Annotated in this window: 10 protein-coding genes; 7 read left to right on the top strand and 3 right to left on the bottom strand. The window is 74.7% G+C overall.

Features of this window, described 5'->3' with window-relative positions; genetic code table 11:
- The first annotated feature begins 243 nt into the window (after positions 1-243).
- From ACFY12_RS10315 to ACFY12_RS10290, 6 genes are all read left to right on the top strand, one after another.
- Positions 244-3,462, top strand: a complete 3,219-nt coding sequence (locus ACFY12_RS10315) for an amino acid adenylation domain-containing protein (RefSeq protein ID WP_390715340.1) — start codon at positions 244-246, stop codon at positions 3,460-3,462.
- Entirely contained in the window at positions 3,462-5,390 is a 1,929-nt protein-coding gene (locus ACFY12_RS10310; protein WP_390715339.1) for a non-ribosomal peptide synthetase, read from the top strand. Before ACFY12_RS10315 ends, ACFY12_RS10310 begins: the two co-directional genes overlap by 1 nt.
- A gap of 1 nt (position 5,391) precedes the next feature.
- Entirely contained in the window at positions 5,392-7,356 is a 1,965-nt protein-coding gene (locus ACFY12_RS10305; RefSeq protein WP_390715338.1) for an amino acid adenylation domain-containing protein, read from the top strand.
- Positions 7,343-10,231 (top strand): condensation domain-containing protein, encoded by a 2,889-nt coding sequence (locus ACFY12_RS10300; RefSeq protein ID WP_390715337.1) that lies wholly within the window; start codon positions 7,343-7,345, stop codon positions 10,229-10,231. Before ACFY12_RS10305 ends, ACFY12_RS10300 begins: the two co-directional genes overlap by 14 nt.
- 249 nt (positions 10,232-10,480) lie before the next feature.
- Complete coding sequence (locus ACFY12_RS10295) at positions 10,481-10,957, top strand: ATP-binding protein (protein ID WP_390715336.1); 477 nt, start codon at positions 10,481-10,483, stop codon at positions 10,955-10,957.
- Between the two features lie 31 nt (positions 10,958-10,988).
- Positions 10,989-11,195 carry a hypothetical protein gene (locus tag ACFY12_RS10290; protein ID WP_258527922.1) on the top strand — a complete coding sequence of 69 codons (207 nt, stop codon included), beginning with the start codon at positions 10,989-10,991 and terminating at the stop codon, positions 11,193-11,195.
- Between the two features lie 62 nt (positions 11,196-11,257).
- Here the strand turns inward: ACFY12_RS10290 and ACFY12_RS10285 are convergent, their stop codons facing one another.
- From ACFY12_RS10285 to ACFY12_RS10275, 3 genes are all read right to left on the bottom strand, one after another.
- Complete coding sequence (locus tag ACFY12_RS10285; protein ID WP_390715335.1) at positions 11,258-12,277, bottom strand: M28 family metallopeptidase; 1,020 nt, start codon at positions 12,275-12,277, stop codon at positions 11,258-11,260.
- 315 nt (positions 12,278-12,592) lie between these two features.
- Positions 12,593-13,153, bottom strand: coding sequence for a CAP domain-containing protein (locus ACFY12_RS10280; RefSeq protein WP_390715334.1), 561 nt, complete (start codon positions 13,151-13,153; stop codon positions 12,593-12,595).
- A gap of 251 nt (positions 13,154-13,404) precedes the next feature.
- A complete protein-coding gene (locus ACFY12_RS10275; protein WP_390715698.1) occupies positions 13,405-15,618 on the bottom strand; it encodes a HelD family protein in 2,214 nt (737 codons plus the stop codon).
- Positions 15,619-15,921: 303 nt separating this feature from the next.
- On the opposite strand from ACFY12_RS10275, the gene ACFY12_RS10270 reads away from it, so the two are divergent.
- A complete protein-coding gene (locus ACFY12_RS10270) occupies positions 15,922-17,796 on the top strand; it encodes a TIGR03767 family metallophosphoesterase (RefSeq protein ID WP_390715333.1) in 1,875 nt (624 codons plus the stop codon).
- Positions 17,797-17,849 lie beyond the last annotated feature (53 nt).

Genomic DNA, 17,849 nt, shown 5'->3' with positions numbered 1-17,849 from the left:
CAACCCACACCACCACGGACCGGAACCCACCGGCCCCACCCCACACCGCCGCGGACCGGAATCCACCGGACCGGCCACCACGCAACCCGACACCACCGGGCCGGATCCACCGGACCGGACAACACCCCGGAACCCGACCCCACGGCACCGCCGCGCGCGATCCGCCGCCGGTCCGTGCACCCGCGGCAGGCCGACGAGGCCCGCCGCCACTTCCCCGACCCAACGACGCATCAGGGACCGCCCATGCTTCCGCTCTCCTCCTCGCAGGAGATCGTCTGGCTGCACGAACAGGTGCAACCGGGCAGCCGCGCCTACAACTTCACCGCCGCCCTCGACCTGTGGGGCACGCTCGACACCGAGGCCCTGCGCCATGCGCTCACCGCCGTCCTCGACCGGCACCCCGGTCTGCGGCTGGAGCTCGTCGCCGTCCCGGGAGCGATGCCCGGCCAGCGGGTCGCCGAGGGCTGCCGGCCTCGGCTGCGGACCGTGGACCTCAGCGCGGAGGCCGATCCCCAGGGGGCCTTCCAGGAGCTGCTGCGCACCGAGGCCGAGACGCCGCTCGACACCTACGAGGCACCGCTGCTGCGCTGGACCCTGGTGCGGCTGGCGGCGGACCGGCACCGGCTCATCCACGTCGAACACCATCTGATCCACGACGGGCACTCCTTCGCGATCCTGCTGCGCGACGTCTTCACCGTCTACCGGGGCCGTGTCCTGGGCGAACCAGTCGAGCTGCCCGCCGCGTCCTCGTACGCCGACCACGTCCGGGCCAAGGCCCAGGACAGCGCCGCCACCGAGGCGGAGCGGCGGGACGGCCTGGAGTACTGGACCGGTGAACTGGCAGAGCTGGCCTACGACATGCCGCTGCCCGGGCTGACCCGGCCCGGCGCCCGGCGCCGGCACCACGGCGGCCAGCTGCGCCAGTCGATCGGCGCGGATCTGGCCGAACGCCTGCGGGAGCACGCCCGTGCCCGGGGGCTGACGCCCTTCGCCGCGCTGCTGGGGCTCTTCGCCGAGCTGTTGCGGCGGCACAGCGGCCGCTCGCAGATGGTCGTCGGCACCGCGGTCGGCAACCGCCCCCGCGGGTTCGAGGACACGGTGGGCATGTTCGTGAACACCATTCCGCTGCCGCTGCGACTGGACCCGGCCGCACCGGCCGAGGAGTCCATGGACGAGGTGACCGACACCCTGATCCGCGCCCTGCCGCGCCAGGAGGTGCCGGTCCAGGAGCTGACCCGCGCGCTCGGCCTGCACACCTCCGGTGCGGACAACCCGCTGTTCAGCGTGATGTTCAGCGCCCACGACGCCGAGCTCCCGGAGATCGACGTCCCCGGTCTGGACATCACCCTGTTCGAGGGCTTCAACACCGGCACCACCCGCTTCGACCTGGACGTGGTGCTGCTGCCGGACGACCGGCGCGGCGTCAGCCCCCGGCACGGCGCCGCGGGCATGACCCTGGTCTGGGACTACGACGCCGATCTCTTCGACGAGGACGTGGCGAAGCTGCTCGCCGGCCGGCTCCTGGACCTGCTGCGGGCGTATCTCGACGCCCCGGGCACGGCCCTCGCCGAGCTGGCGCCGCCGCCCGTCGCGGCCTCGTCGCCCGCCGCGCCGCAGGCGACGGACCGCGACCCGCTCGACCCCGCCGCCGCCCACGCCCCGGAGCTCCCGGCGCTGCTCATCGGCGCCCGCCGGATCACCTACGGTGACCTCGACGCCCAGGTGGACTCGCTCGCCCGGCGGATGAGCGAGGCGGGTGTGACGGCCGGCCAGCCGGTGGCCGCCGTGCTGCCGCGCGGCGCCGACTCCGTCGTGACGCTGCTGGCGTGTCTGCGGACCGGGGCGGTGTACTGCCCGCTCTCGCCGTCCGACCCGGCGGCCCGTCTGGAGCTGCTGCTGGACCGGCTGGGCCCGGCCCTCGTCCTCACCCCCGCCGGAGCCGCCGCCTCCACCGTCGCCGTGCCGGCCGGCCTGCCGGCCGCCCCGGTCGACGCCCCGGTCCTCCCCCCGGCCCGGAACGCCGGGACGGTGCCCGGAGCCTCGTACATCATTCACACCTCCGGTTCGACGGGCATACCCAAGGCCGTCGCCGTGGGGCGGGCCGCGCTGGAGAACCATCTGACCGGCACGGCCGAGCGGTTCGGTCTGGCCACCGGTGACCGGGTGCTGCTGTTCGCCCAGCCGTCGTTCGACGTGGCCCTCGAAGAGGTGCTGCCGTCGCTGCACGCCGGCGCGTGCCTGGTCGTTCCCGAACAGGAGGTGCCCACCGGCGGCGAGCTGGCCGAACTGCTGGCCGCGTCCCGCGTCACCGTGGCGAACCTGCCGACGAGTTACTTCCTCGCCACCCGCGAGGAACTCCGGCCCGCGCTCCGCGACGGCCGGTGGGCGCCGCGGCTGCTGGCCCTCGGCGGCGAGCGCCTCCCGGCCGATGTGCTGCGCGCGTTCCTGGCCGACACCGATGCCATCGTGCTCAACGTCTACGGGGTGACCGAGGCGGCCATCAGCTCCACCGTCCATGAGATCACCCGGGACGGCCTGGCCGACGGGGCCGAGATCCCGCTCGGCGGCGAGCTGCCCGGCGAGCGGATCCATGTCCTGGACGACTGTCTCCGTCCGCTGCCCGACGGCGCGGTCGGTGAACTCGCCATCGCCGGCGCCGGGCTCGCCGAGGGGTACGTCGGCAACCCCGAGGCGACCGCGGCACGGTTCCGCACGCTCGACGCGCTCGGCGGCGAGCGGGTCTACCTCACCGGGGACGTCGGCTACCGGGGCCGCGACGGGCTGCTGTACTTCCTGGGGCGCCGGGACAACCAGATCAAGCTGCGCGGATACCGCATCGAGCTGGAGGAGGTGGAGGCCGCCGCCTCGGCGGCGCTCGGCGGCCGGTCCTGCGCCGTCGTCCTGGACCGCGAGGCCTCCGGCGGCCCCCGGCTCGTCGGCTTCCTGGAGACCGGCCGGCGTCCTGACGCCACCGGCCAGGCGGCGGACCACGACGAGCGGGCGCTGCACGCGGAGTTGAGCCGGCGCCTGCCGACCGCCCTGGTACCCGCGCGGTGGGCGCGCCTGGACACGCTGCCGAGACTGGCCGGCGGCAAACCGGACCGCGTGGCGCTGTCGCGGCGGGCCACCGCGCTGGAGCCGGCCGCGCCCGTGGCGCCGGCCCCGGAGAGCGCCGCCGCCGGAGCCGTGCCCGACGAGCCGCTGGCGGCGCTGCTCGCCGACGGCTGGCACGAGGTGCTGGGCCACCGCGACTTCGGCGCGGCCTCGCACTTCTTCCACATCGGCGGCCATTCGCTGCTCGCCGCGCAGCTGGCCGCCTGGCTGGAGCCCCGGCTCGGCACCCGCCCGCCGCTGCGGCTGCTGTTCCAGAACCCGGTGCTCGCGGACCAGGCCGAGGCCCTCGCGCCCCTCGCCACCACCGAGCCCGTCCCTGCCGCTACGTCCCCCCTGACGGAGTCGTGATGACCCAGCCCGAGACCGCCCGACCGGTCACCGCCGTACCCTCTGCCCCGCCGGAGACCCCGCTCGGCATCGCCCATGGCCCGGCCCCCGAGGCCGGCTCCGCGGCCGGTCCGCTCGCCCGCTTCGCGGACTGGGCCGCCCGTTCGCCCGAGGCCCCCGCGATACTCGACGGCCCCCACACCTGGACGTACCGGCAGATCGACACCGCCGCGGACGAGGTCGCACAGGCGCTGCGCGGCCGGGTCCGGCCCGGGGACCTGGTCGGCGTCTGCCTCGACCGGTCCGCCGCGCTGGTGGTGACCGCCGTCGCGCTGGCCCGGCTCGGCGCCGTCTACCTGCCGCTCGGCCCGCAGCCCGGTGAGCGCCGCGTCGGCGCCGTCACCGAGGACCTGAACGTGGTCTGCCTGATCGGCGAGCCGGGCCTGCTGCCGTCGCGGTACCGGACGGCCGAGCGGGTGGCGCTGCCGCTGCCCTCGTCGGGTGCGAACGCCCCGGCCGAGACGGTGGCGGCGTTCGCCGCGCCGGCGGAGGGGGCGCGGTCCGCGCCGGCCGGGGCGTTCTACGCCGTGCTGACCTCCGGTTCGACCGGCCGCCCCAAGGCGGTGGCGGTCGCCGAGGACGCGCTCGGCACGCTGCTCGACTGGTTCCGCGCCGAGACCGGACTGGCCCCCGGGGACCGGCAGTCGCTGCTCATCGGCGTGGCCTTCGACCCGCACCTGCTGGAGCTCTGGGCCGGGCTGACGTCCGGGGCGGCGCTGGTACCCGCGCCGGACGAGGTCCGCTGGGACTCCGAGGTGCTCGTCGACTGGTGGCGTACGGCCGGGGTGACGGTGGTGGTCTCGGCGACGCCGATGATCGAGCCGCTGCTGGACCGGCCGTGGCCCGCCGGCCTGGCGCTGCGCCACCTCTTCACCGGAGGTGACCGGCTGCGCCGCCGCCCCGGCGCCGACGTCACCGCCACCGTCCACAATGCCTACGGGCCGGCCGAGGCCACCGTCATGGCCACCACCCACGCCATGCGCGCCACGGACCCGGAGGCGGACGAGGAGAGCGCGCCGCCCATCGGAAGGCCGGTGCCGGGCGCGACCGTCGTCGTCGCCGGCCCGGACGGACGCCCCGTCGCCCGCGGTACCGAGGGCGAACTCCTCCTGGGCGGACGGTGTCTGTCCCTCGGCTACCTGGACCCGGCCCTCACCGCGGAGCGCTTCACCGCGCCGCCCGGGGGCGTGGACCTGCCGGGCGTGGACCGCCTGTACCGCACCGGCGACCGGGTGCGGATGCGGGCCGACGGACGGCTGGAGTTCCTCGGCCGGCTGGACGACCAGGTGAAGATCAGCGGGGTGCGGATCGAACCGGCGGAGGTGGAGGCCGCGTTCGAGCAGGACCCGGCAGTACGCAGCGCCGTCGTCGTCGCACCGCGGACGCCCGACGGCCGGGCCCGCCTGGTGGCGTACGTACGGCCGACGGCCGGTGCCGCCCCCACCGCGGACGAGTTGCTCCCGGGGGTCCGGGCCTGGCTGCCCGAGCAGGCCGTGCCGTCGGACGTACGCCTCGTCGAGTCCTTCCCGCTGGACGCCAACGGCAAGGTGGACCGGGCCGTTCTGGTGCGCCGGGCGACGGAGGAGACGAGCGGAGGCGGCTCCGCCGCGCCGGCCGGCCACGAGACCGGAGCCGAGCCGGGAACTCCCGGCGAGCGGCTGGTACTTGAAGCGGTACGCGACCTACTCGCCCGCCCGGACGTCACCCTGGCGGACAGCTTCACCGACGCGGGCGGCACCTCGATCCTCGCCGCCCGCCTGCTGACCGCCATCGAGCGGGACGGCGGGGTACGGCTGCGCGCTCCGGAGCTGCTGCGGCAGCCCGATCTGCGTGCGGTGGCGGCCCTCGTCGACGCCCGGCGCGCGGCCCTGAGTCCGGCGGGAGCCTGAGATGACCACCCACACCCCGTACCCCCACGACCTCCGGAAGGAAGGGCCCGTGTCCACCGATCACCTCCTGCCGGGCGAGCCCGGTGCCTCCGTGGGCCTCGCCGCGTCCGCTGCCCCGGGTACGCACCCGGGGCCGTCGGCCGGTCTGCCGGCCCTGGTGGCATGGCATGCGCAACGGACCCCGCACGCGCTGGCGGTGGCCGACGGCGACCGCACGCTGACCTACGCCCAGCTGGACTCCGCGGCCCGGGCGCTCGCCGGCCACCTGCGGCGGCACGGCGTACGGCAGGGCGACGCGGTGGCGCTGCTGATGGCCCGCTCGGCCCGTACGGTCGTGGCCCAGCTGGCGCTGTGGCGGGCCGGCGCGGTCTGCGTACCGCTCGATCCGGCGCATCCGCGCCCCCGTACCGAGGCGCTGGCCGCGGACGCCGGCGTGACGCTGACCGTCGGGGACGGCAAGCTGCTGGAGTCGGCCGCCCCGGCCGGTGCCACTCTCGCGCTGCCCGAGGAGCCGCCGGCCGACGCGTTCCTGACCGACGACGAGCCGCTGACCGCTGAGGCACCGGCGGCCGGCCCCGTGTCCGCTGCCGAACCGGGCCCGGACACCGCCGCGTTCATCATGTTCACTTCCGGGTCCACCGGCCGGCCCAAGGGCGTGGCGGTCGCCCACCGTGCCATCGCCGAGCTGGTCACCGATCCCGCGTATGTGACGTTGACCGCCCGTGACCGGGTGCTGTTCCATTCGCCGATGACCTTCGACGCCTCGACGTTCGAGGTGTGGAGCGCGCTCGCCAACGGCGCGGCGGTGGTGGTGTGTGCCGTGGAGCGGCCGTCGCTGGAGGACCTGGCCCGGCAGGCGGAGCGCCATGGCGTCACCGTGGCGTTCTTCACCACCGCGCTCTTCCACCAGCTGGCGGTCCGCCGCTCCCGGCTGTTCGCGCTGCTGCGCACGGTGGTGGTGGGTGGGGAGGCGCTGGCCGCCCACCATGCCCGCGAGGTCCTGCGGGCGTTCCCCTGGCTGGAATTGGTCAACGGCTACGGGCCCACGGAGACCACGACGTTCGCCACCGCCCACCGGGTCACCGACGCGGACTGCGACGGGCAGGTGCCGATCGGCCGGCCGATCGCGGGCGCGTCGGTGTACGTCGTGGACGACGGCGGCCACCCGGTCCCCGACGGTGAGCGCGGTGAACTCTGGGTCGGCGGCAGCCGGCTGGCGCTGGGCTACCTCGGCCGGCCGGAGCTGACCGCCGAGCGTTTCGTCTCCCACCCCGAGTGGGGCCGGCTCTACCGCACCGGCGATGTCGTCTCACGGCGCCCGGACGGTGTGCTGGAGTTCCACGGGCGTACGGACGACCAGGTGAAGGTACGCGGCTTCCGGATCGAGCCGGGGGAGGTCGAACACGCGCTGCGGGACCAGCCGGAGGTGACCGACGCGGCCGTCGCCGTGCACCGCCCCTCCCTCGACGACGCCCGGCTGATCGCCTTCGTCGTCGCCGCGCCGGGGCCGGTGCCCCGGCCGGCCGCGCTGCGGGACCGGCTGGCCACGGTCCTGCCGGCCCATCTGGTGCCCGACGAGCTGACCGTCGTCGGGGAGCTGCCGCTCACCCCGTCCGGCAAGGTCGACCGCCGCGCGCTGACCGACCTGCTCACCGTGGACGGCGCCGCCGCTCCGGCCGCGCCGCTGACGCCGCTGGAGCAGGCCGTCGCCGAGCTGTGGAGCCGCTCACTGGGCCGCGAAGTGTCGCGCCCGGACGCCGAGTTCCTCGCTCTGGGCGGCCACTCCCTGCTGGCCCTCGCCGTCACCGACGACCTGCGCGAGGAGCTGGGCGTGGAGCTCACGCTCGCCGACTTCTTCGCCGCTCCCACCGTGGCGGATCAGGCCGCCCTGGTCGAGCGGGCGCTGCTCGCCGCGCACCACGATCTGCACCCGCACGCCCCGGAGGACACCGATGGCCACCACTGACCGCACCGCGGCCCCCGCCCTGCAGGAGGAGCTGCTGCGCCGGGCCCGCGCCCGCGCCCCCCGCCCCGCCGCGCGCCCCGGGACCGCCCCGGCCGGCCCGGCGCCGCTCTCCCGCGCCCAGCGCCGGATGTGGCTGATGGACCGGCTCGGCCAGGGCGGCGCGTCGTACGCCGTCCCGTTCGCCACCCGGCTGCGCGGCCCGCTCGACGTGGACGCGCTGGCCACCGCCCTGGCCTCGCTGGTGCGCCGCCACGAGATCCTGCGGACCCGTTACGGGCAGCGGGACGGCGAGCCGTACCAGGAGGTGTGCGCCGCGCCCGGGACGATCGACGTACCGGTCGTGGACGCGGGCGTGGCCGGGGCACCGGCCCTGCTGGTGGCGGAGGCGCGCCGTCCGTTCGACCTATCCGCCGGGACGCTGCCCCGCGCCCTGGTCCTGCGGCACGGCGAGCGGGACCACACCGTACTGCTGACGTTCCATCACATATCCCTCGACGGGCCGTCCCTGGACACCGTCGCGGCGGAGCTCGGGGCGCTCTACGCGGACGCCGCGGCGCCGGAGGCGGCACCCGGCGCCTGGCGCGCGGAGCCGCCGCAGTACGCCGAGTTCGCCCGGCGCGAGCAGCGGGCCGCCGACCGCCTCGACGCGGGGGTGCACCACTGGGCCGGACTCCTCGAAGGCGCCGCTCCGCCGCTGCTGCCCGGCCCGGTACAGCCGCCCGCCGACACCGAAGCCCGGCCCGCCGGGACGCACCTGACGCCGCTGGACCCGGCCGTGCCGGAGGCTCTGCGCGAGCTGGGCCGGCGGCACCGGGCCACGGTGTTCACCGTCGCGCTCGCCGCGGCGTTCGCCGCGCTGCACCGCTTCACCGGACAGGACGACCTGGTCATCGGCGTGGCCGGCACCCATCGGCAGGGCGCGGACATGCGCGGCCTGGTCGGGCTGTGCGTCAACACCCTTCCGCTGCGCGTCGACACCTCCGGTGATCCGCGGTTCAGCACGCTGCTGGAGCGGGTGCGGGACGCGCTGTTCGACGCCCAGCGGTACCGCGAGGCGCCGTTCGACCTGATCCTGGAGCGGCTCGGTGCCGCCGCCCGCGGTGCGGACGGGACGGCGCTGGTCCGGGTGACCGCGGACGTCCTGGGGGCGCCCACGGTGCTGGAGCTCCCGGGGACGGTGAGCGAGCACGTGGACGTCGGCGTCGGGGAGGCGAAGTTCGACCTCTCCTTCGGCCTGGTGGACACCGAGCGGCCCGCCGGTCTCGTGCAGTTCCGCAGGACCGCGCTGGACGAGGAGGCCGCGGCCGGCCTCGGCACGGGCTACGCCGCGCTGCTCGCCGCGGTGGCGGACGACCCCGGCCTCCGGCTCTCCGAACTGCCCGTCACGGCACCGGCGTCGGCACCGGTAGCGGTGTCCCCGGACCGGTCCGGCGGGCACCCGGCCGAGGTGCTGCTGGGCGCCCACCCTCAGGTCTCCCAGGCCGCGGTGGTGACCGCGCCCGACGGCCGGCCGTACGCCTTCGCGGTACTGCCGGAGCGGATCGGCCCCGCGCCCGCCGACCTGCGGGCGTACCTGCGGGACGGCCTGGCGCCGGACCTGGTCCCGGTCGCGGTCACCCTGCTGGACGCGCTCCCGCGGACCGCCGACGGCGCGGCCGACACCACGCGGCTGCCCGGCCTGCCGGCCGCCCCGGCACCGGACGGGCCCCATGCCACGGCGGTGCGGGACGGTTTCGCGGCGCTCCTGGGCCGTACGCCCGCCCCCGACGACGACTTCTTCGCCCTCGGCGGCCACTCGCTGATCGCCGTCCAGCTCGCCGAGCGGCTGCGCCAGGCGCTGACCCTGCCGCTGACCGGCCTGGACATCATGCAGGCCCGTACTCCGCGCGCGGTCACCGCGCTGCTGGACGGCCGGGCGGCGGAGCGCGCCGCCGCGGCCGCGGCACGGTCCGCCCGGCCGCGACGGGCCCGGACCGGCGCGGTGCTGGTCACCGGCGCCACCGGCGGGGTGGGCGCCTTCGTCCTGCGCGAACTCGCCGCTCAGGGACGGCCCGTGCTGGCCCTGGCCCGCCCCGAATCCGCCCACCTGGTCGCGGCGGACGGCGTGGAGGTGATCGAGGGGGACCTCGGCGACGTGGACGGACTGCGCAAGGCCGTGGCCGACGCGGACGCGGTCATCCACGCCGCCTGCACCTTCACCCGGCCCGAGACCGATGTGGCGGCGATGGAGGCGATGGCCGAGGCCTGGCGGCGCGGACCGTTCGTCTTCGTCAGCAGCGTGGACGCCTACGGGCACCCCGCCGACGGGACGGTGGCGGAGGAGGCCGCCCCGGGCGAGCCGCTCAGCCCGTACGGCCGGGCGAAGGCCGACTGTGAACGGCTGCTGCTGCGGGCGGCCGGCACCGGGGGCCGGGGCGGGGCGAGCGCGGTCCGCTCCCCGCTGGTGTGGGGCCCGCACGACCGGCTGCGCGACCAGCTGCGCTGGGGCGCCACCGGGCTGCTCTACCAGGCGGTCCGGGAAGGCCGGCCGCTCGCCCTGCCGCGGCCGGGCGCGCAGGGCCACGCGTGGTACGGAGCGGCCTGGGTGCACGCGGCGGCGCTCGCCCGCGCGGTGGTCTCGTGCCTGGACGCGCCGGTGCACGGCGTCGCCAACGCGGTCAGCGGCCATGTCGCCTGGCCGGAGCTCGCCGCCGATCTGGCCCGGCTGCTCGGCAGCGACAGCGCGTTCGGCGAGACCGACGAGGTCCACCCGGACCTCGACCACCACTGGCACTACCGGGCCGACCGGCTGGCCCAGCCGCTGCGCGCCCGGCCCGGCGAGGACCGGCACTCCGTACTGACCGCCATGCTCACCGAGCAGGAGGCCACCTCGTAGCAAGCCGTCAGGGCAGACGTCCGGGAAGCCACCTCGTAGGGGGCCGCCGGTAGCCGGTCGGCCAGGACCGGCTACCGGACGTCGGGTACACGAATCAACGCAGCGTGACCGGGGTAGAAGCAGCTGCGTCCGGAGGGTGGCCACGGCACAGCAGGTCAATGCCGTGGCCATACCTCGTCCACCGACGATCGACGGAACGGGATCTGACTCTCCGTGAGCCGACCCCGGCCCGAAAACGAGGTGAGCCTCATGAGCAGCCCCACGGCGCTGCACCGCGGCGCGACGCCGTTCGCGCACCTGGTGACGCTGGACAGTTGCCCCCACGCGGCGGCCGCCGCCCGCACCGCCGCCCACGGCTTCCTGGCGTCCCTCCGGCCGCCGGTGGACCCGGGCGCCGCCGACGCCGTGGTGCTCGTGGTCAGTGAGCTCGTCACGAACGCGGTACGGCACGCCCGCGGCCCCTCGTGCTCCCTGCGCCTGGCCGTCTGCGGCGATGCCGTCGCGGTGGCCGTGAGCGACTCCTGTCCCGACCCGCCGGTGGCGCGCTGTCCGGACGTCGACGGTGACCGCGGGGGCTTCGGGTGGCCCATGGTCCGGCAGCTCGCGATCGCCACCTCCGTGTGCCCGACACCGCGGGGCAAGACCGTGCACGCGCTCCTGCCCTACCGCCGGCGCAAGGGCGACACCGCCGGGTGCGCGGAGCGTTCGCGGCCGGGCATGCCGTGACTCTCCGCGAGCGCGCCCCGTTGTCCCGATCATGAGTGACATGGATGACCGGCTGCTGGGTCTGGTGGACGGTGTGGTGGACGCCGACGAGGAGCGCCTTCCGCTGCTGACGCTCCGTGAGGCGCAGGCGGCGGTGGAGCTGCTGCGGCTGCTGAGCTCACGTGACGGGGAGGGGGCGTTCGCCGCCCGGCATCTGGCGGGCAATCTGGCCCGCCGATTGCCCCGGAAGGCCGACTGAGGACCGGCGGGCGGTGTACCGGTGCCGGTCGTCGTCGTGTCCTTCCGGGGCAGTCGGGGGGGTCAGCCGGCGGACGCGCCGCCGCCCGTGCCGCTGACGGCACGCTTCCAGAGGGTGTACGCGATCCCGTCCGCGCTGCGGTTCAGTCCGGTGGCGTTGATGTTGGCCGTGGTGTCACAGGACTGGTGATAGCAGGGGTCGTAGGAACGGTAGGCGGTACCGCCCCACTTGGCCGCCTGCGCCGAGGTCTTCCGGGCGCCGGCTCCCATCGCGTATCCGGAGGTCGGGATGCCGGCCTGTTCGAAGGAGTAGTCGTCGGAGCGGCCCGCTCCCTCGGTGTTCTCCTCCGGCTGAAGCTTGAGGGAGTCCCAGTACTCCTTCATCGGCGCAGCGGCGGCGGAGTCGACGTGGTTGATGAAGTAGCCGCCGTTGGTGGAGGCGACCATGTCGAAGTTGTAGTAAGCCTTGATCCTGGCGCGCTCGGTGCGGGAGAGGGACCGGACGTAGAAGTCGGAGCCGTTGAGGCCCTGTTCCTCGTCCGTCCACCAGCCGAACCGGACGCGGGCGGCCATGGCGGGGTTCTCCCGGGCGAGGGTGAGCGCCGTCTCCAGCAGGGCCGCGGAGCCGGAGCCGTTGTCGTTGATGCCCGGTCCGGCCCCGACGCCGTCGAGGTGCGAGCCGAACATGTACACCGTGCCGGCGTCTCCCTGGGGCCACTCGGCGATCAGGTTGGGGCCGGCTCCGGACGAGCAGCCGGAGGTGCAGGGCTGTTCGCTGATCGCGTAGCCGGCCGCCTTGAGCTTGTTCTTGACGTAGGCGACGGAGTCCCGGTAGCCCTGCCCGGTGGACCTCCGGTTGCCGCCGTTGCGCTGCGCGATGGCGTGCAGCTCGGTGAGGTGTGCCTGGACCTTGGCCACGTCGATGTCCGGGGCGGCGGCGTGCGCGGCGCCGCTGGCAGCGGACGGGCGGGGGGCCGTTCCCGCCTGTGGTGTGGCGGCGACCGTGGGGTCCGCGCCGAGCAGGGCCGCTCCGAGGGTGACGGCGAGGGAGACCCCGGTCACCGTGAATCTTCGTATCACCATGGCTCCTTGAGGGGGTGTCGTGTTCTTCCGGTGGAGGTGGTGGCGATGCTGGTGAAACGCCCGGCCCGGGGACGTTGCCTTGCCGCCGTGTCGTCGCCTGCCGGGTCCGACGGGTGGGGGGTGGTGCACGGCAGGTGAGCCAGGGCATCTGCGAGCGGGGCGGCATGCGTGAGACGACATGTCCATGACCGAGTGGTCCGTACCATCACATCGTGAACGGCGCGGCGTCAACGGAATGACCCCGCGCAGAACGGTATTTGTCGAAAAAAGGCAGGTGCTGCCCGATATCCGGGCACGCCCGGTCTCCGGCCGCGCTCAGGCCGGGGAGGCGAAGTCCTGCACCCACCACGGTCCGCCGGTCCCGAAGGTGATGCCCACACCGACCTCTGCCAGGCCGCAGTTCAGGATGTTGGCGCGATGGCCGGGGCTGTTCATCCAGGCCTTCATGACGTCGCCGGGGGTCGGCGATCCGACGGCGATGTTCTCGGCGTACACGGACCAGGAGTATCCGGCCGCGGTGATGCGTTGCCCTGGATCGGTGCCGTCCGGGCTGGTGTGGTCGAAGAAACGGCGGGCCGCCATGTCGTCCGCATGCCGCTGGGCAGCCTGCCGCAGCGCGTCGTTCTGCCGTACGGGCGGACACCCGTGCCCGGCGCGCTCCACGTTCACCAACTCCACGACCTGGCGCGCGGCAACAGCGAGGTGATCCTCGGCGGGGGCGGGAGAGGCCGGCGAGGCGGGGGAGGCGGGAGAAGCGAGCAGGGCGCACAGGGCGACGCCGGCCGCGGCGGCGACCAGACCCCTACGGGTCCTGGCCGTCCGGGGCGCGGCGTCACGAGCGCACTGCTGCTGGGGGCGGCGGCAACGCTGCCGCATCCGGTGCTTCCCCGGCATTCCGGACCTCCGATTCACGCAGGGCGTGGGCTGGGACAGGGGTGATCCTTTGCCGGCGGCGGTCACGTCCATGCCCATGACGGAGGGGCTGCCGGGGCACATACAGGGCGCGCGGGCGTCCCCGGCGTCCGGGAGCCCTGTCGTCGCGCTCCCGCCCGTCCCACGGCAGGCGGGCAGGAGTGTCGGCGGGCAGGAGTGTCAGGAGTGCGACGACAGGGCCCGGCCCCGGTATGTCACCGGCCGGGTGCGGCGGTGGCCGACGGCAGCAGGGTGTCCAGCGCGGCCGGCAGCGGCCGGGTGTGTATCACGCCCAGCCGCTGGGTCGCCCGGGTGAGCGCGACGTACAGGTCGCTCGCCCCGAGCTCGTCCGGTTCCACCACGAGCACCGTGTCGAACTCCAGGCCCTTGGCCTGCCGGGGATCGATCAGCACCACTGGGCTGGTCAGATCCGGGGAGGGTCCGGCGGAGGCGGCCGGCAGCGCGGACACCAGAGCCGCGTGGTGGCCGCGAGGGACGATCACCACGAGGCGGCCCGCCTCCCGGGTTTCCCGTGCGACGGCTTCGGCGACCGCGCCCGGCAGGTCGTCGGTGCGGTGCGCCCAGGGGCGTACGCCGGTGGAGCGGATCGAGCGCGGCGGTGCGAACGCCGGGTCCGCGGACCGCGGCACCCGCGCCGCGACCTCCATGATCTCGGTCGGCGTACGGTAGTTGACGCCGAGCCGGACATGCTGCCAGCGATTGTCGACGTACGGCGCGAGGATCGCGTCCCACGAGCCGCAGCCGCCCGGCTCCGCGGTCTGCGCCGGGTCGCCGACCAGGGTCATGGAGCGGGTCGGGCAGCGGCGCATCAGCAGCCGCCAGGCCATCGCGGAGAGCTCCTGCGCCTCGTCCACGATGATGTGGCCGAAGGCCCAGGTGCGGTCGGCGGCGGCGCGTTCGGCGGCGCTGCGGTGGTCGGCCTCCTCCTGCCGGTCCGCGAGCGCCTCGGCGTCGATGAGGTCCTGGACGCCCAGCACCTCGGAGTCCTCGTCGTCCTTGTCCTCGAACTCATGGGTCCGCGAGGCGTAGGCGAGGTCGAGTACGCCCTGTGCGTAGGCGATCCGCTCCTGGCGCTCGGCCTCGGCGGCGACCCGGGCCGCCGTGTCGTCGTGACCGAGCAGTTCGGCGGCCTCGTCCAGCAACGGCACATCGGCGGGCGTCCAGGCGCCGCCCGAGCGGCGGATCGCCTCCGCGTCGGCGTCCGGCAGATGCACCGGATCGGCGAGGAAGTCGGCGACCAGCTCCTCCGGTGTCAGGGCCGGCCACAACTCCTCGATGGCGCGGTGCACTTCGGTGCTGGCCGCGACCGCCTTCCCCAGCTGGGCGATGTCGTCGGGCCCGAGCAGGTTGGGACCGCCGTACGGGTCGGCGCCGATCCGCTCGGTCAGCTGGGCGGTGAGCGCGTCGATGACGCGGAAGGCGAAGTGGGGGCGGGCGAGGTTGTGCGGCAGTCCGGTCTCGCGCGCCCGGCGCCGTGCCTCGCGCGCCATCTCCGCGTCCAGCCGCAGCTCGCCGTCCTCGTGGTCGATCACGGTCACCGGGTCGGGCAGCCGCTGCTGGTCGCGGACGAAGTGCGCCAGGGCGTCCGCCATCGCCGCGTGGCCCTTGACCTCGGCCGCGCGGGCGGTGTCGGTGCCGTCCGCGGTCACGCCCGGGAAGAGCTCGCCGACCGTGGCGAGCAGCACCCCGGTCTCGCCGAGCGCGGGCAGCACCTCCTCGATGTAGCCGAGGAACGCCGGGTTGGGGCCGACGATGAGCACGGCGCGACGGGCCAGCAGCTCCCGCTGCGCGTAGAGCAGGTAGGCAGCGCGGTGCAGTGCGACGACGGTCTTTCCGGTGCCGGGGCCGCCCTCCACGACGAGCACGCCGTGGTGCGGAGCGCGGATGATGCGGTCCTGCTCGGCCTGGATGGTCTGCACGATGTCGTGCATACGGCCGGTGCGTGCCGCGTCCAGCGCGGCCAGCAATACGGCGTCCGCGTCGGCGCCCTCGTGTCCGGTGCGCCGGGTGTCGGTGAGGTCCAGGATCTCGTCGTGCAGGGCGGTGACCCATCGGCCCTCGGTGGTGATGTGCCGTCTGCGGCGCAGCCCCATCGGGGTGTGCCCGGTGGCGAGGTAGAAGGGGCGGGCGACTTCGGCGCGCCAGTCGATGACGAGCGGGGTGCGGTTCTCGTCGTCACGCCGGATACCGATCCGGCCGATGTGGTGATCGCGGCCGTCCCGGAATGCCAGCCGTCCGAAACACAGGCCCTGTTCGCCCGCGTCGATGGCGGCGAGCAGACCGGACTGCTCGCCGATCAGAACGTCGCGTTCCAGGCGGGCCTGGGCGTTGGTCAGGTCCTCGGGCAGGGCCCTGCGGACCGCCGCTTCGGCCCCGGCCCGGAGTTCGGCGAGGCGCCGGTAGAGCATGTCGGCGAATTCCTGCTCATGCCGCAATTCCTCGTTTGACAATTCAACTCCGCTCGGATATTCTTCGATGTGAAAGGTGGATCTGTTCTTTACTCTTTTTCAACAGAGAAGCCCCCAATATACGCAGAGAAATACCCCGGCCGTCAATTCGGTCCGGGGTATTTCTGTATGGACGGCCGATCGGCGTTCCACGTTCCGGAGGCGTTCAACTACCGGCCACGCGCACGGCGCACCCTTCGGAACGAGCTGTTCCGAAGGGTGACCACGGGGGCCGGGACCACCGGCCGCCACACGGAGGGGCCCATGGCCGGCAGGGACATCACCACCAACCGTCGTCGATTCCTCCTCACCTCCGGTGCCGCCGTCGCCGCGACCGGCACCGCCTTCGTCATCCCCCACGCCATCCCGCACGCCATTCCGCACCAGCGCCCCGGCCGTACGCACCCGGCCGCCGGCCATCCACCCGCCGGCACCCACAGGACACCGGCCCGCCTCACACCGGCCCCGCCCACCCCGGGGCGGGCGGCACCGTACGGGACCACCACACTCCACACGACCGCCCGGCTCACCGGCAGCCGGGGAGACCGGGGAGGCTACCGGCGCCTCACCTCCGGCCCCGGCTGGCCCGTCGTCGTACGGGACGAACTCGCCGCCGCCCGGAGCGGGCGCCGGGACCGGCGGACCCCGCTCGCATGCTTCGTCCAGTTCACCGACCTCCATGTGGCCGACGTCCAGAGCCCGTTGCGGACCGAGTTCCTGCGCGCCGGGTCGCCCGGATCGTGGCGGGGGCAGGAGGCGCTGTCGGTGGCGGGCGCGGTCTCGCTGGTGGAGCAGGTCAACGCACTCGGCGGCGGACCCCACACCGGACGGCCGCCGGCCCTGGTGATGGCGACGGGCGACAACGTCGACAACAACTCGGCGGTGGAACTGGAGTGGTTCCTCACCCTGATGAGCGGCGGCCGCATCACCCCCAACACCGGCGACCCGGCCGCGTACGAGGGCGTGCAGAACTCCGGCCTGCCGCTGTACTGGCACCCCGGCACCGGCCTGCGCGACCAGGACAAGCTGCGCGGACTGCCGCGGATCCCCAGCTTCCTGGACGCCGCGATACGCCCCGTCACCAGTCCCGGCCTGCGCCTCCCCTGGTACTCGACGCCCGGCAACCACGACGACCTGCCGGGCGGCTGCCTGGCCCCGGAGGACCCCTTCCTGCGGGACTACGTCACCGGGGCGCGCAAGGTCTTCTCGCTGCCCGACACCGATGTGGCCGCCTTCGCCAGGGTGCTGAAGTCCGGCGACGATCCCAAGAGCACCGTGCTGAAGGAGATCCTGCGCCGCAACGCCCACCGGGCCCGGACCGTGACGGCCGACGAGCGCCGACGCATGGCCACCCCGCACGACCACCTCCTGGCCCACCTCGACCCGGCCTTCGCCGGAGCGGGCCCGGTGGGGCACGGATACACCGAGAACCATCTGGACGGCGAGCGGATGTACTACGCCTTCCCCCTCGCCGACGGTGTCATCGGCATCAGCCTCGACACCACGTACCGCAGCGGCCACTACGAGGGATCACTCGGCACCGGGCAACTCCGCTGGCTGGAGCGGACCCTGGCCGCCCACAGCGCGCGCCACTACGACGCGGACGGCCGCCTGGTACGCAACGCCGCCGCCGATGACGCGCACATCCTGGTCTTCAGCCACCACCACAGCCCGAGCATGACCAAGCGCCCCGACGCGGCGCGCACCGACGAGCCCCGGCACGACGGCGAGGAGGTCATCGCCCTGCTGAGCCGGTTCCCGAACGTGGTGGCCTGGATCAACGGGCACAGCCACGTCAACCGCATCACCCCGCACGCCCATCCGACGCCGGCCCGCGCCTTCTGGGAGGTCAACACCGCCTCCCACGTGGACTACCCCCAGCACGCGCGGCTCCTCGAACTCGCCGACAACCACGACGGCACGCTGTCCCTCTTCACCACCCTCATCGAGTCCGCCGCTCCCCACCGCACGGACTTCGACGACCTCTCCGCCGTGGGCCTCGCCTCCCTCTACCGCGAGCTGTCCTACAACGCTCCCGGACTCGCCGCCACGGTGGGCGGCGGTACGTACGAGCGGATGGCGGGCCGGCCGGCGGACCGCAACACGGAACTCCTCGTCCACCGGTGGGGGCGTACGTAGGCGCCGGCGGTCGGTGAACCGCTCACGCACACCCCCACCGGCCGTCGGAAGCC

Origin of the sequence: Streptomyces sp. NPDC001339, from assembly GCF_042895955.1 — a bacterium.
Lineage (GTDB): Bacteria > Actinomycetota > Actinomycetes > Streptomycetales > Streptomycetaceae > Streptomyces.
The sequence above is the reverse complement of the archived record's forward strand: the minus strand, read 5'-3'. Positions and strand labels throughout refer to the sequence as shown.

Excerpts from the sequence above, each read along its gene's own strand:
- ACFY12_RS10310 (WP_390715339.1), top strand. The coding sequence starts at position 3,462 with ATGACCCAGCCCGAGACCGCCCGACCGGTCACCGCCGTACCCTCTGCC.
- ACFY12_RS10315 (WP_390715340.1), top strand. The coding sequence starts at position 244 with ATGCTTCCGCTCTCCTCCTCGCAGGAGATCGTCTGGCTGCACGAACAG.
- ACFY12_RS10270 (WP_390715333.1), top strand. The coding sequence starts at position 15,922 with ATGGCCGGCAGGGACATCACCACCAACCGTCGTCGATTCCTCCTCACC.
- ACFY12_RS10275 (WP_390715698.1), bottom strand. The coding sequence starts at position 15,618 with ATGCTCTACCGGCGCCTCGCCGAACTCCGGGCCGGGGCCGAAGCGGCG.
- ACFY12_RS10305 (WP_390715338.1), top strand. The coding sequence starts at position 5,392 with ATGACCACCCACACCCCGTACCCCCACGACCTCCGGAAGGAAGGGCCC.
- ACFY12_RS10280 (WP_390715334.1), bottom strand. The coding sequence starts at position 13,153 with ATGCGGCAGCGTTGCCGCCGCCCCCAGCAGCAGTGCGCTCGTGACGCC.
- ACFY12_RS10285 (WP_390715335.1), bottom strand. The coding sequence starts at position 12,277 with ATGGTGATACGAAGATTCACGGTGACCGGGGTCTCCCTCGCCGTCACC.
- ACFY12_RS10295 (WP_390715336.1), top strand. The coding sequence starts at position 10,481 with ATGAGCAGCCCCACGGCGCTGCACCGCGGCGCGACGCCGTTCGCGCAC.
- ACFY12_RS10290 (WP_258527922.1), top strand. The coding sequence starts at position 10,989 with ATGAGTGACATGGATGACCGGCTGCTGGGTCTGGTGGACGGTGTGGTG.
- ACFY12_RS10300 (WP_390715337.1), top strand. The coding sequence starts at position 7,343 with ATGGCCACCACTGACCGCACCGCGGCCCCCGCCCTGCAGGAGGAGCTG.